Here is a 13,075-nt window from a genome sequence, read left to right as displayed (position 1 = left end):
ATGGCTCACCAACTACGCCACCCATCCGTGGATGGTGGCCGCTCCCGTAGCCGGCCTGGTGGGCGGCGTGCTGGCCGCGTTGCTCGCGCGGTCGCGCTTTGAAAAGAGCGCGTTCCTGTCGACCTCGCTGATGATCATTGGCGTGATCCTCACGGCGGGCTTCTCGATGTTTCCGTTCATCATGCCCTCCTCGCTCGACGGCCGCAGCAGCCTCACCGTGTGGGATTCGACCTCGAGCCGCATGACGTTGCAGATCATGCTGATCGCCGTGATCGTGTTCCTGCCGCTCATCCTGATCTATACGAGCTGGGTGTATCGCGTGATGCGCGGCAAGGTGACTGCGGCAGCGCTCGAAGAAAATCACCATTCGATGTATTGATCGCCAATACGCGAATTTTGCGTCAATCACTGGACCTGAACAACCGGGAGCACACAATGTGGTATTTCAGCTGGATTCTTGGTATTGGCGTGGCGCTTTCGTTCGGCATAGTCAACGCGCTCTGGCTTGAGTCACGCCAACCGGTTCAGGAAGCGAAGCGCCCTGAACAGAGAAGGACCTGAGCAGAGAGGTCATGAGTCGGCACGGCATTCAAGGCCCGTGCGCACGCGCGGCTTGACTGAGATAACCGCGAGACTGACGCGCTCACCGTCCGGACTAAAAAACGGATGATCCGATAAGGACGGGTGCACGCTCAAGATCGTCGAAGCGCGACCGCTCATGGCGGGCAGGAAGGAGCATCGAATGAGCACCGCCACGCCGCTAGCGCAGACAACAGACGCATTCCCTCTGGAGCGCGGCTATCTGTTTTCAGCTGACGGCGTGGGCCGCAAGATAGACGCAGACTCGGCGACCCGGTGGTTAGCCAATCGCGACGACAACAGCGGCGAATTCATCTGGCTGCACTTTCATGATATCCCCGCCGTGCTGGAGAGTTTGCCGTTGCAACACAGCGTGGCCATGCCCGAGGCTTTCGCCGAAGCCCTCAGGGAAGGCTCCCGTTCAACCCGTATGACGCACGTACACGACGACGTCATTGCCGTACTCAACGACGTCGAATACGACTTCGGAAGGCAAAAGCCTCTCCAGGTGGCAACGTTATGGCTCAATGTCAGCGATCGCTGTCTGCTCAGCGCGCACGCTCGGCCGCTGCGTTCGGTCGATCAATTGAGACTGGCTGTCGAAGCCGGGCGACCCTTTCGCAGCCCGCTGTCGCTCCTGATCAACCTGCTGGAAGAGCAGGCCGATGTGCTGATCGGGATTGTGCGGTTGGCGGCGAGATCGGCCGATAAGGTGGATGAAACGCTGCTCGCCGGTAAATTGCCGAAGCGTTCGGGCCTCGGCATCATTCGCCGCGATCTGGTCAGCCTGCGCCGCCTGTTGGCGCCGGAGCCCGCCGCGCTCTTTCGCCTCGTCAACCGGCCGCCCAAATGGGCACGTGACGAAGACATGCAGTCACTGCGGCAATCCGCCGAGGAGTTCTCGCTAAGATTGCGCGACATGAGCAGCCTCGAGGAGCGCATCAAGTTGCTGGAAGCGGAGATTGCCGACCGCGTTGCCGAGCATACCAACAGGAGCGTGTTGATCCTGACCGCCGTCACCGTGATCGCGTTGCCGATCAACCTGATCTCCGGTTTGCTCGGGATGAACGTGGGTGGCCTTCCCTTCAAATACGACACGCACGGATTCTGGATCATCGCCACGATCGCGGTGCTGTTCACCAGCCTCGCAGCGTGGCTGATATTCCGCCCAAGGCGCGATTGATGTTAGATGCCTCGTCATCGCGCATGGCCTCGCCCAACACCGAGCGGGCTCGCAAACCAACGGGAGCAGCCCCTCTTGCGCGGAAGCGCAAAAAAAAGCCCGGACGAACCGGGCTCAACACGCTACTCCTTGGGGGTCCCCACCCCCAATACGAACCTTATCGCGGCCCCGCCCGATCATCTTTGTGCTGAATCAAGGCACGCGCTGAACATCATTTGATCAGACCAGTCACACTCCCGATTTCCAAGGCCACGACGGATACAAGCGCTCGTCGTTTTCCACGCTCTCACGCGAAGCCGATAACGGGTCGCCACTTTCCCGTTCGACATCGCCGGCCCCCGGCCGCGCCATCTGCGCGTCGCGAGCCAGAGGCTCCGGCTGTTCCGCATCACTGCTCGTGGCCTCGTCGGCTGCCTCGCTCGCTTCCATCGGTTCCTGACCCGAGCCAAACCACGCGACCGCCTCGCGCAGTGTCGCGGCATAGTCCTGCCAGCCTTGCGCGTTGCCGGCAAACAGCGCCTGCCGCACCGTACGCGCGAGCTGCTCGCGATCCAGTTCCAATTCAAGCAACGCTTTCGGCCACGAAACAAAACCAGCGGCGACATGCTCGATGAAATCCCGTGAGTTCATCGAGGGCGATACGTGCGTGAGCAACGGTAAGCCCTTGAGCGAATCATTCGCGGCCACCGCCTCGTTCACGGTTTGCCTGTCGGCGCCACAAGCCATGAGACGATTGACCGTCTCCAGCACGTCGCCCAGATGAAGCAGCAATGCACGCCGCTCGTACGCATCTTTCACGTTTTCAACTCCCTGCACACAACATCTCTTCGAACCCCGCGCATGTCGGCCCGGTGTGCAAACGAAACAGTCCGAATCACACCACTGGCCACTCGCTCGAGGAGCCCTTGTCTGCCCTGCGCAAACGCGCGCATGGTCAAAGAATAGCCGGCTTACTCGGCAGTTCCTCGAACGTCCCGGTTTCCGCGGGGAAATGCTTCTTGAGCAACTCCGTTACCTGCGCGACGCCACTCAGCACGCCAGCCTCGTAGTTACCCCGTCTGAATTCCGCCTCCATTCGCTGGCAGATGGCTTCCCACTCGCCCGGCTTGACCCTCGCATGCACGCCACGGTCGGCAACGATCTCCACATCATGGTCGGCGAGCAGCAGATAGATCAGTATCCCATTGTTGTGCTCCGTATCCCAGACTCGCAATTGGGAAAACACGTCGATCGCACGTTCTCTGGCCGACATGCCCTCCCATAGCGCCGCGATGTGGAGGGTGCCTTCGACCGCGAACCGGATCTGCCCCATGTGCGCGCGATGGCTGTCGCGGACGGCTTTCTCGATGGCGCGCAGCACGGGGACCGGAAAGGCCCGGTTCACATGCCAGCGAGTCAGGAACAAATGTCTGACGATGCGCTCGAGGTTCATGGCTACCACCTGCCCGACGCGCCACCGCCGCCAAATCCGCCGCCACCGCCCCGGAAGATCGTGCGGCCCGAGTCGCCGCCGAACCTGCCGGGCTGCCCGCCGATCACGCGAGCGCCGGCGACCGCGCCGAGACCGCTGCCGAGCAGCGTAAACGCGAGCGCAATCACCCCCGCGACGGCGGCGATGAACAGCGCGCCCGACAACATCCAGGCCACGAGCGCAACCGCGCCCCCGGTCACGACGGCGCCGGGCAACCGCCCCAGCAAGACGCGCAACACACCGCCCGCGACGAGCGTCAGCACGAAAAGAACCGGCAGATAATGTGCAAGCTGCGCCGGGCCGCTTGCGCGCTGGTCCGGCGGCGGCAACGGCTCGCCATCGACCACACGCATGATGCTGTCGACGCCGGCGGCGACGCCGCCGTAGTAATCGCCCTGTTTGAACCGCGGAACGATCGTCTCGTTGATGATGCGACTGCTCGTCGCGTCGGTAAGCGCGCCTTCGAGGCCATAGCCGACTTCGATTCGAAGCGTCCGGTCCTCCTTCGCGATGATCAGCAGCACGCCATCATCGATATTCTTGCGGCCCAGCTTCCATTGCTCGACAACGCGAAGCGAATATTGCTCGATGGTTTCCGGCGCGGTGGTCGGCACCATGAGCACCGAGATCTGGCTGCCCTTTTTCGCCTCGAACGCCTGCAAGGTCTGTTCGAGCGATGCGCGTTGAGCGTCGGCGAGCGTGCCCGTCACGTCCGTCACATGCGTGGTCAGGGCCGGAATCGGCGCTTGCGCGCCGGCGCCGGACGACAAAAATGCTGAGAGCACAAATAGCCATGTGCCGGCGAGTTTGAGGAGGTTCAATTCGCTGCTCCGCTTGCCGGCGTGGGCGCCGTAGTGAAATCGACCTGCGGCGGCCGAGCGATCTCCGCTTCGTTCGTGACCGAAAAATTGGGCTTTTCCTTGTAGCCGAACACACTGGCCGTCAGATTGGAAGGGAACGACCGAACCGTCGTGTTGTAGTCCTGCACTGCCTTGATGTATCGGTTTCGGGCCACCGCAATGCGGTTTTCGGTGCCTTCGAGTTGTGCCTGCAGGTCGCGAAAGTTCGCGTCAGACTTCAGCTGCGGATACGCCTCGGATACGACGAGCAGCCTCGAGAGCGAACTCGATAGTTGCGCCTGAGCCGACTCGAAACGGGCGAACGCCTGAGGGTCGTTCAGCAGTTCGGGTGTAGCCTGCACGGATCCGACACGCGCGCGAGCCTCGGTAACGCCGATCAGCACGGACCGCTCCTGGCCAGCAAAACCCTTTACCGTATTCACGAGGTTCGGCACCAGGTCGGCGCGGCGCTGGTATTGGTTGACCACCTCCGACCAGTCTGCCTTTACCTGCTCGTCCTGCCTCTGAATGGCGTTGTAACCGCATCCGGAAACCGCCATGACCATGACAGCCAGCAAACCAAGACATAGGATGCGCATTGAGCCTTCTCCCTGTTTTAATGACCCCGTGGACTGGGCTGATGAATGCAGGCATCGGCGCACACTACCCGGCGCAAACTCGTGTATCCCTGCAGACCTACAGTATTCGCTGTGAACCTGGCTTCGTTGATCACGGTCAAGCCCATGAGAACTGGCCGGCGCAACGTTATCCTCGGCTATGCAGAGAATTCTCCGGATCGCTCTCCGGGGCAGGTATGAAATCGTGCGAGACCGCGAACAGGCAAGAACAGCACACGAATAACGCCCGCGTGGCTTCGCAGGCGCGGCAAACGATCGGCGCCGGTATCGACTGACGGGTCCAATAGAACCTTGAGGAGGCAGCATGTGGTACGCATGGCTGGAAACACAGCGCAACCTGATGCGCATGCTTGGCGCGTGGAGTCTGCCTGCCGGCGACGGCAGCATGCAAGCGCCCGAGACGCGAGCCGCCGCGGTGGGTTACGACTGGCTCTATCGCCTGATTCAGCCGCCGGCGGAAGCGCCCCGTTTCGACATCCCGACAGTACGCATCGGCGGACGGGACGTTGCGGTCGTCGAGCAGGTGATCGAGCGCACGCCGTTTTGCGCGCTGCGCAAGTTCAGCCGCGCGCCGGACGTCGGGGCGTTCCTGCCGGAGCCGGGCAGCGACGCGCCGGCGGTATTTCTCTGTGCACCGCTCGCGGGCCACCACGCGGTGATGTTGCGCGAAGCCGTTGAAACGCTGCTGCAGGACGGTGACGTGTACGTCACCGACTGGGCGAACGCGCGCGACGTGCCGTTGGACGCCGGGTCATTCGGACTCGACGACTACGTCCTCGTCATCCAGCAGTTCTTGCGCGCGACGGGAAGCACAGCGCTGCACATCGTCGCCGTTTGTCAGGCAACGAGCCCCGCGCTAGCGGCCGCCGCGCTGTCGGCAAGCGCCGGCGAGCTGCCCGCGCGCAGCATCACGCTCATGGGCGGTCCGATCGACGCGCGTATCGCTCCAACGCAGATCGGCAAGTTTGCTGGAACCCATTCGCTCGACTGGTTTCGCAACACGGCGATCGACACGGTCCCGCCGCCCCACCCCGGCGCCGGCCGGCGCGTCTATCCCGGGTTCGTCCAGCATGCGGCGTTCGTCGCCGCCAACCCCGACCGGCAATGGGCGCTCGAATCGGGCTACTGGGCCGCCCAGTGTTCGGGCGATGAGCGGGCGACCGCGAGTGCTTTGCGGCGCCTGAACGAATATGCGGCTGTCCTCGACATGACCGAGGACTACTTTCTCGATTCGATCCGTGTGTCTTTTCAGGAATACTCGCTGGCTCGCGGGACCTGGCAGATCGGCACGCAACCGGTGCGGCCTCAGGATATCGTTTCGACGGCACTCTGCACGGTCGAAGGCGCACGCGACGACATTACCGGAGCCGGCCAGACACATGCCGCCCAGTCGCTTTGCAGCGGTATTGCACCGGCCATGCGGCAAATGCTGACCGTTGAGAATTGCGACCACTACGACCTGTTCACCGGGCCGAAATGGCACGATGTCATTTACCCTGCGCTGACCGCGTTCTGGCGCTCCATCGATTAGCGCGTCGGCTCCGGTTCGCTTTATCGCCGGGTGCTGCCGTGCCGTCCAGGCGCGGGCAGTCCGGCGCTTGGATCGCTAACCGCTATCCGGGTCAACCGTGTTGCTCGACTGGAGACGGACTGCCTGCCACGTGCGCCTCAGGCGCCGCACGGCCGGAAGCGCCCGGCGCGACACCTGGCATCTCCGCCTCCGGCGTGCCTGGTTGCCGCCCTGCGGCCGGCGCCGCGTCGCCAGCCATCACCTGCAGCAAGGTGGCCTGATCGAGCACTTCGCACTCCAGGAGCCGCCTCGCGATGCGGTCCAACTGCTCGCGGCGCTCAGCGAGCGTGCGCGTGACACGTTCATGCGCCTCGGCGAGTGTGCGCCGAACCTCGTCGTCGACCAGCTTCGCCGTGCTCTCGCTGAAGCGCTCGCCGCGCCCGCCCGCCGACGGATAACCCAAGCCGGGATCGCTGCTGTCGAACGTGAAAAGCCCCAATGGTTCGCTCATTCCATAGCGGGTCACCATATGCCGCACCAACGCCGTGGCCCGATCCAGATCGTTCTCGGCGCCGGTCGAGACGTCGCCGAAGACGATCTCCTCCGCCACTCGGCCGCCGAGATACGCGTCGAGCCGGTCCAGCAGTTCGCTTTTGCGCAGCACGTAGCGGTCCTCGGTCGGCACCTGCTGCGTATAGCCGAGCGCGGCGACGCCACGCGGAATGATCGATACCTTCTTGACGGGGTCGCAATGCGGCCGGCTCAGCGCAACCAGCGCGTGTCCCGCTTCGTGGTAGGCAATAGTGATCTTTTCCTGTTCGTTCATCACGCGGCTTCGGCGTTCCATGCCCGTCATCGCACGGTCGATCGCTTCGTCGAAGTCCGCCGTGCCTACCGCCGGCTTGTCGAGTTCGGCAGCATGCAAGGCCGCCTCGTTGACCACGTTGGCGAGATCGGCTCCGGCGAAACCGGGCGTGCGTGATGCGATCTCGGCCAGATCGACGTCGGCGGCCAAGGTCACTTTCTTCACGTGGACCTGCAGAATCTGGTGGCGTCCGTTGAGGTCCGGGCGGTCGATCGCGATGTGCCGGTCGAAGCGTCCAGGACGCAGCAATGCCGGATCGAGAATCTCCGGGCGATTGGTCGCCGCCAGAATGATCACGCCGGAATTCGGCTGAAATCCGTCCATCTCGACCAACAGTTGATTCAGCGTTTGCTCGCGTTCGTCGTTGCCGGACGTGACCCCGGCGCCGCGCACTTTGCCCAGCGCATCCAGTTCGTCGATAAAGACGATGCACGGCGCCTTCTTTTGCGCCTGTTCGAACAGGTCGCGCACGCGCGCCGCCCCCACGCCCACGAACATCTCGACGAACGCCGACCCGCTAATCGAAAAGAACGGCACGCCCGCCTCTCCCGCCACGGCTTTCGCGAGCAAGGTCTTGCCGGTACCCGGCGCACCGACGATCAGCACACCCTTCGGAATCTTGCCGCCGAGGCGGCGATAGCGCTCGGCGTTACGCAGAAATTCGACGATCTGTTTCAGTTCGGCTTTCGCTTCGTCAATGCCGGCGATGTCGTCGAACGTAACGTCGGTATCCTGCGCGACGTAGATTCTGGGCTTGCTTTTGCCGATCCCGCTGAAATCGCGCAAACCACCGCCACCGCGCCGCATGAAAACACTCCAGACGGCCGCAAACATCAGGACCGGAAAGATCCAGCCCAGCAATGCCGCCAAGCCCATCTTGTCGGCCACACCGGTATAGCGGACGCCCGAGCCGGCCAGATCCTCGATCAGATGCTCGTCGCTCACCCGCACGGTCGAAAAGCGCCACGGCTCGCCGTTGGCGGCGATTCCGCTTGCGGCGGAGGCCGGCAACAGCGCAGCCGCGCCGGGCATACGGACGCTGCCGGTGATCTGCTCCGTGCCGATTTCCAGATTGTCGAGTTGCCGCGCGACCAGCAGCCGGTGAAAGTCGCTGTACGCGATCGGTTCGATCGGCTGCCGGTACAGGAATATCTGCGCCAGCAGCAGGAGTACGACGCCGATCGGTATCAGGAAGCCAGTGAAATTGGATTTTTCATTCATCGCCGTTTGCGTCGATCGTCGGTCAGTTGAGGAAAACCGGCCGCGCCTGTCACTTCGCCGATGAACGGGCCCAATGGGCACGCAGTAGCCCTTCGTTGTCCCGGTAGCTGATCTCCAGCGTTCCCTGATGCGCATGCAACATGGCCGCGCCGAGCCGGCGAACCAGATGCGGCCCCGTCGTCTGCACGACGATATGCTCCGGGTTTTGCTGGATATCCATGATCCGTTCGAGCGGATGTTCCTTGCTCTCGCCATCCGCCTGGTGATGAAGCAGCGCCAGGACCTCGTCCGCGCGGCTCAGCAAATAGTCACCGTCGAACGTGATTTCTCCAGCCGGCGCCTGCTCGTGGATCCGCTTGCACGCCGGGCATTGCAACTGATGCATCTGCTCGGCCGACATGCGCCACGTCCAGCGGCCGTCGTCATAGATCGCGCCGCAGTCGGGGCAACGCGATGCGCCGGCACTCCGTCCGCGCGGCCGGTAACTGTCGTAGATATGGGCCTGAGGCTGTTTGTCGCGGCGCATCTGTTTGCGCTTCAATCGTGCTTGTATCGCGGTCATTTCGGAACCCCTCGTCATAGAAGTCGCAGTAGTTGCGAACCGGGTAGGAAGGCGCGTAGCGCCCACAGTGTTTCAGATCAAGCGCAGACGTTCCGGCGCGCGCATGCTGCGCCGATGCCATTCATGCGACGACCAGTTGGTCGACCACCCACCGGACGCCCTTGGTGCCCCAGGCGACGCCGCAGGCCACCCGCTTGTCGAGCAGCGAGTCGACCACGCCGGTCAAGCGGACGACGCCATCGTGCACGTCGACCGAAATACCGCCCGACTCATGCCGCGAACGTCGTTGCAATGCATCGGCCACCTGTTTGCTGACGTCGGCGGCGACCGGATCGATTCGTACCTCGATCTGATTGGCCACGCCTACGACCCCTCGCATCCGGCTCACGAGTACTTCGGCCATCTGACGCTGGAAGCCGTAATCCACCTCGCCGGTCAGCGTGACGCAACCGTGTTCCACCAACACCTGGATCGCGTCTTCGGGAAGTCCTTCCTGCCATCGCAACGCCGAGACGATCGCGTCAGCCAGTTCCTCGTCCGTGTGCTTCAGCGGGGACGGCGCGCGAACCACCAGGTCGAGCACCACCGCACGACTGCCGGCCACCCGCTGCACGGCTTTCTGCACGGCGAGTTTCTGGGCGCAACTGTTCACGGAACCTTCGAGCGTGACGATGCGGTTGAGCACCGTGGCGGTGATGGTTCTGGCATCGAGCGCAGGATCCCAAAGCAACTCCTGATCCACGTCATGCTTGAGTTCCAGATCTGATTTCATCGATATCTCCTGCCGCTATGCGCCCTTCGCCGCGCGCGATGCGCGCCGTGAATGCGAAAGAATCCGGGACCGGATGCGTGAACCATAGTCCCGCGCCGGCGACTCCCGATTGACTCAAGTCAAGCACGCCCGGACCACGTCACGCTCATGCGCCGCGTCGCGCCGTTCTGGTTCGGCAGTGACTTCAGGGTTGATGCACATCAACGGCGTCCAAGGTCGCGCGCATATGCTGAAAGAGTCACGGTGAAGCGATGCAGACCATTCGGTTCGGTGCGCGGCTCAGTGCGCGGTTCGGTGCGCGGCGAGATCCGCGCCTGCATCACGTCGTGAACACCCGACGCTGTTAAGACCGGCATGGAACGACGACGTCCCCATGCCCATAGGAGGAGACAACATGAACTGGCTGGCCGAATATTTCGCTCAGCGGACTAGCCCGCTGACGCTCGCCCTCTGGGCCTATCCGCCCCTCCTTGTCGGGCCGGAAGGGCCTGTTGCGCCGCCGGCTTACGCTTTGTGCTATCCCGGCGTCCAACTGACTTTCACACCGCCAGAGACCGTCACACACGGAAAGTTTCGCTTCGAGCTACCCGCGCACTACGACACGGCGGAGCCGTTGAGCGCCGCGACACCCGACGCACTGCTCGATGAGCCATCGCTCAAGTTCTTCAAGAACGTTTCGATCTACGCGCCTTCCCGGTTCAACCCCGACTTTCTGGTCACGATTAACGACGTCTATTCATTCGTGCCGGCGTTTTCATCCGACGGCAGTCCTGGCTTCTCCGGCTCCTGCACCGGCCCGTTCGATGAGCCGACCCACGCTTCCCGTTTGAAGCTTCCCTGGATTTTCCAGGGTTTCCTTACGATTTGACGCCGGGCCAGGGCCGACAAGTCCGGCCCATCTCGCCGGCCGCGGCCGACGTTCACGCCTGGTTCACGGTCGGTTCACGTCTGCCGGCATATCGGTATCTGGCCGCCGCAAAGGAGTAGCACATGGACGATCAGCACGTTGTCTGGTTCGAGGAACTGCGGCGCACCGATGTGCCTCGCGTCGGCGGAAAGAATGCTTCGCTCGGTGAAATGGTGGCCAATCTCGGGGCGCGCGGCATTAAAGTGCCACCAGGCTTTGCCGTCACAGCCGACGCGTACCGGCACTTCATCGAAGCGAATGGCCTGGCGAACACACTGTCGTCCGTGCTTGCGGAACTGGCTGACGGCAAGATCCCTTTGGCCGAAGCCGGGCAGACTATCCGCCGGGCCATCCTGCGCGGTGAATGGCCCGATGACACGGCTCAAGCCATCCGCCGCGGCTACGCGGAACTGAACCGCCGCGCCGGATCGACCGAGATGGACGTGGCCGTGCGTTCGAGCGCGACCGCCGAGGATTTGCCGGACGCCAGCTTCGCCGGACAGCAGGAAACGTTTCTGAACGTGAGGGGCGAGCGCGCGTTGCTGGAAGCCTGCAGGCGCTGCTATGCATCGCTCTTCACGGACCGCGCGATCAGCTATCGGCAGGCGAAAGGATTCGACCACCTGAAGGTTGCGCTCTCGGTCGGCGTACAACGCATGGTGCGCTCCGACCAGGGTGGAGCTGGCGTGATGTTCTCTATCGACACCGAAACCGGATTCGAGAAGATTGTCCTGATCAACGCGGCCTGGGGCCTCGGCGAAAATGTCGTGCAAGGCACGGTCGATCCCGACGAGTATGAAGTGTTCAAACCGCTTCTGTCCGACCCCAAACTGTCGCCCATCATTGAAAAGAAACGCGGCGGCAAGGGCCTCAAGATGATCTATACGAACGAGAGCGAGCGGCCCACCAAAAACGTGCCGACCTCGAAGGCGGAGCGCGCAGCGTTCGTACTGAACGACGAGGAAATTCTCACCCTGGCGCGCTGGGCGTGCACGATCGAAAAGCATTACGGCCAGCCGATGGATATCGAATGGGCCAAAGACGGCATTACCGGCGAAATCTTCATCGTTCAGGCCCGGCCGGAAACTGTCGAGTCGCGCAGGGAGGCCAGTGCCGTCAAGACTTATCACGTCAGGAAGGCGGGCCGCAAGCTCGTATCCGGCGTGAGCATCGGCGAAGCCGTGGCAGCCGGAGCGGTCTGCGTGATCGACAGTCCGCGCGAAGCGGACCGCTTCGTCGACGGATCGATTCTCGTCACACGAACGACGGACCCCGACTGGGTGCCGCTCATGAGACGTGCTGCCGCGATCGTCACCGATTTCGGCGGGCGCACCTCGCACGCCGCGATCGTGAGCCGGGAACTCGGTCTTCCGGCTATCGTCGGTGCGAGCAATGCGACCCATGTGCTGCACGATGAGCAGAACGTCACCGTTTCATGCGCCGAAGGCCGCGAAGGATTCGTGTACGAAGGCACCGCCGACTATGAGGTCGAGGAAATCAATTTCGACAACATCCCCGCAACGCGCACGAGGATCATGCTGAACCTCGCCAATCCGGCTGCCGCGTTCCGCTGGTGGCGAATCCCCGCCGACGGCGTCGGGTTGGCGCGCATGGAATTCGTGGTCAGCAACCATATCAAGATTCATCCAATGGCCCTTGTCCGCTACGACACGTTAAAAGACGAGGACGCAAAAAAGACCATCGCCGAATTGACCGCCGGCTATGAACCCCGAACCGAGTATTTCGTGGACCGGCTCGCGCGGGGTCTGGGCCGGATTGCCGCCGTTCAATACCCGCATCCCGTGATTGTTCGTATGAGTGATTTCAAAACGAACGAGTACGCCAACCTGATCGGCGGCTCCGAGTTCGAGCCGAAGGAAGAAAACCCGATGCTCGGTTTCCGAGGCGCGTCGCGCTACTACTCGGCGCGCTACCGCGAAGGTTTTGCGCTGGAGTGCCAGGCTATTCGCCGCCTGCGCAACGAAATGGGCTTTGACAACGTGGTTGTCATGATTCCGTTCTGCCGCTCGACGAAAGAAGCCGACCGCGTGCTCGAAGTCATGGCGGAAAACGGGCTGAAACGCGGGGAAGCAGATCTCCAGGTGTATGTGATGTGCGAGATACCGTCCAACGTGATTCTGGCCAAGGCTTTCGCGCAACGCTTCGATGGCTTCTCCATAGGCAGCAACGATCTGACGCAGTTGACCCTGGGCGTGGACCGGGACTCCGTCGAACTCGCCGAACTGTTCGACGAACAGGATGACGCCGTCAGATGGATGATCGAGCGTGTCGTGGCCGAAGCGCACAAGGCGGGCGTGCATATCGGCCTGTGCGGCCAGGCGCCGAGCGACCATCCTGAGTTCGCCGGGTTTCTCGTCGAATGCGGCATTGATTCGATGTCGGTGAGCCCCGATAGCTTCATCGCGGTCAAGCAACGCGTTGCCGCCGCCGAGCAGGCCGCGTTAGCGGCATCGGAAGCATCGGCGGTACCGGTGATTTCGGCGGCCTAGCCGCTCGCCGCGCCGAAT

13 protein-coding genes are annotated in these 13,075 nt (G+C 62.8%); 6 read left to right on the top strand and 7 right to left on the bottom strand.

From position 1 onward, the window contains the following. From cydB to P0D71_RS29190, 3 genes are all read left to right on the top strand, one after another. A partial coding sequence (gene cydB / locus P0D71_RS29200) for a cytochrome d ubiquinol oxidase subunit II (RefSeq protein ID WP_408483239.1) occupies positions 1-379 on the top strand: 379 nt, incomplete at its 5' end. A gap of 56 nt (positions 380-435) precedes the next feature. Further along, positions 436-561 carry a cytochrome bd-I oxidase subunit CydX gene (gene cydX / locus P0D71_RS29195; RefSeq protein ID WP_091800412.1) on the top strand — a complete coding sequence of 42 codons (126 nt, stop codon included), beginning with the start codon at positions 436-438 and terminating at the stop codon, positions 559-561. Positions 562-742: 181 nt separating this feature from the next. Then, complete coding sequence (locus tag P0D71_RS29190) at positions 743-1,762, top strand: transporter (protein WP_408483238.1); 1,020 nt, start codon at positions 743-745, stop codon at positions 1,760-1,762. A 228-nt stretch (positions 1,763-1,990) separates the two neighbouring features. On the opposite strand, the gene P0D71_RS29185 is transcribed toward P0D71_RS29190, so the two are convergent. From P0D71_RS29185 to P0D71_RS29170, 4 genes are all read right to left on the bottom strand, one after another. Next, positions 1,991-2,560, bottom strand: a complete 570-nt coding sequence (locus P0D71_RS29185) for a hypothetical protein (protein WP_408483237.1) — start codon at positions 2,558-2,560, stop codon at positions 1,991-1,993. Positions 2,561-2,696: 136 nt separating this feature from the next. After that, on the bottom strand, positions 2,697-3,194 hold the full coding sequence (locus P0D71_RS29180; protein ID WP_091793592.1) for a TPM domain-containing protein: 498 nt from the start codon (positions 3,192-3,194) through the stop codon (positions 2,697-2,699). A 2-nt stretch (positions 3,195-3,196) separates the two neighbouring features. Then, the gene (locus P0D71_RS29175; protein WP_408483236.1) at positions 3,197-4,054 is read right to left on the bottom strand and encodes a TPM domain-containing protein; all 858 of its coding nucleotides are present in this window, start codon (positions 4,052-4,054) and stop codon (positions 3,197-3,199) included. Then, entirely contained in the window at positions 4,051-4,671 is a 621-nt protein-coding gene (locus P0D71_RS29170) for a LemA family protein (RefSeq protein WP_408185780.1), read from the bottom strand. Before P0D71_RS29170 ends, P0D71_RS29175 begins: the two co-directional genes overlap by 4 nt. A 343-nt stretch (positions 4,672-5,014) precedes the next feature. Between P0D71_RS29170 and phaZ the strand changes: the two genes are divergently transcribed. After that, positions 5,015-6,241 (top strand): polyhydroxyalkanoate depolymerase, encoded by a 1,227-nt coding sequence (gene phaZ / locus P0D71_RS29165; protein ID WP_408483235.1) that lies wholly within the window; start codon positions 5,015-5,017, stop codon positions 6,239-6,241. Positions 6,242-6,332: 91 nt separating this feature from the next. On the opposite strand, the gene ftsH is transcribed toward phaZ, so the two are convergent. The 3 genes from ftsH to P0D71_RS29150 form a co-directional block, all read right to left on the bottom strand. Continuing rightward, a complete protein-coding gene (ftsH, locus tag P0D71_RS29160) occupies positions 6,333-8,306 on the bottom strand; it encodes an ATP-dependent zinc metalloprotease FtsH (RefSeq protein ID WP_408483234.1) in 1,974 nt (657 codons plus the stop codon). A gap of 49 nt (positions 8,307-8,355) precedes the next feature. Then, positions 8,356-8,868: a BCAM0308 family protein gene (locus P0D71_RS29155; protein WP_408483233.1), complete on the bottom strand. Its 513-nt coding sequence runs from the start codon at positions 8,866-8,868 to the stop codon at positions 8,356-8,358. Positions 8,869-8,989: 121 nt separating this feature from the next. Continuing rightward, positions 8,990-9,640, bottom strand: a complete 651-nt coding sequence (locus P0D71_RS29150; protein ID WP_408303395.1) for a BON domain-containing protein — start codon at positions 9,638-9,640, stop codon at positions 8,990-8,992. Positions 9,641-10,034: 394 nt separating this feature from the next. On the opposite strand from P0D71_RS29150, the gene P0D71_RS29145 reads away from it, so the two are divergent. After that, complete coding sequence (locus P0D71_RS29145; protein ID WP_091793578.1) at positions 10,035-10,508, top strand: hypothetical protein; 474 nt, start codon at positions 10,035-10,037, stop codon at positions 10,506-10,508. 122 nt (positions 10,509-10,630) lie between these two features. After that, positions 10,631-13,057: a phosphoenolpyruvate synthase gene (ppsA, locus tag P0D71_RS29140; protein WP_408483232.1), complete on the top strand. Its 2,427-nt coding sequence runs from the start codon at positions 10,631-10,633 to the stop codon at positions 13,055-13,057. The last annotated feature ends 18 nt before the right edge of the window (positions 13,058-13,075 follow it).

The sequence above is a fragment of the Paraburkholderia sp. RL17-383-BIF-A genome, assembly GCF_046028015.1.
In the GTDB taxonomy this organism is placed as follows: domain Bacteria; phylum Pseudomonadota; class Gammaproteobacteria; order Burkholderiales; family Burkholderiaceae; genus Paraburkholderia.
This window is presented reverse-complemented; position numbering and strand designations above follow the sequence as displayed.

Excerpts from the sequence above, each read along its gene's own strand:
- cydX (WP_091800412.1), top strand. The coding sequence starts at position 436 with ATGTGGTATTTCAGCTGGATTCTTGGTATTGGCGTGGCGCTTTCGTTC.
- P0D71_RS29190 (WP_408483238.1), top strand. The coding sequence starts at position 743 with ATGAGCACCGCCACGCCGCTAGCGCAGACAACAGACGCATTCCCTCTG.
- P0D71_RS29180 (WP_091793592.1), bottom strand. The coding sequence starts at position 3,194 with ATGAACCTCGAGCGCATCGTCAGACATTTGTTCCTGACTCGCTGGCAT.
- P0D71_RS29170 (WP_408185780.1), bottom strand. The coding sequence starts at position 4,671 with ATGCGCATCCTATGTCTTGGTTTGCTGGCTGTCATGGTCATGGCGGTT.
- phaZ (WP_408483235.1), top strand. The coding sequence starts at position 5,015 with ATGTGGTACGCATGGCTGGAAACACAGCGCAACCTGATGCGCATGCTT.
- ftsH (WP_408483234.1), bottom strand. The coding sequence starts at position 8,306 with ATGAATGAAAAATCCAATTTCACTGGCTTCCTGATACCGATCGGCGTC.
- P0D71_RS29155 (WP_408483233.1), bottom strand. The coding sequence starts at position 8,868 with ATGACCGCGATACAAGCACGATTGAAGCGCAAACAGATGCGCCGCGAC.
- P0D71_RS29150 (WP_408303395.1), bottom strand. The coding sequence starts at position 9,640 with ATGAAATCAGATCTGGAACTCAAGCATGACGTGGATCAGGAGTTGCTT.
- P0D71_RS29145 (WP_091793578.1), top strand. The coding sequence starts at position 10,035 with ATGAACTGGCTGGCCGAATATTTCGCTCAGCGGACTAGCCCGCTGACG.
- ppsA (WP_408483232.1), top strand. The coding sequence starts at position 10,631 with ATGGACGATCAGCACGTTGTCTGGTTCGAGGAACTGCGGCGCACCGAT.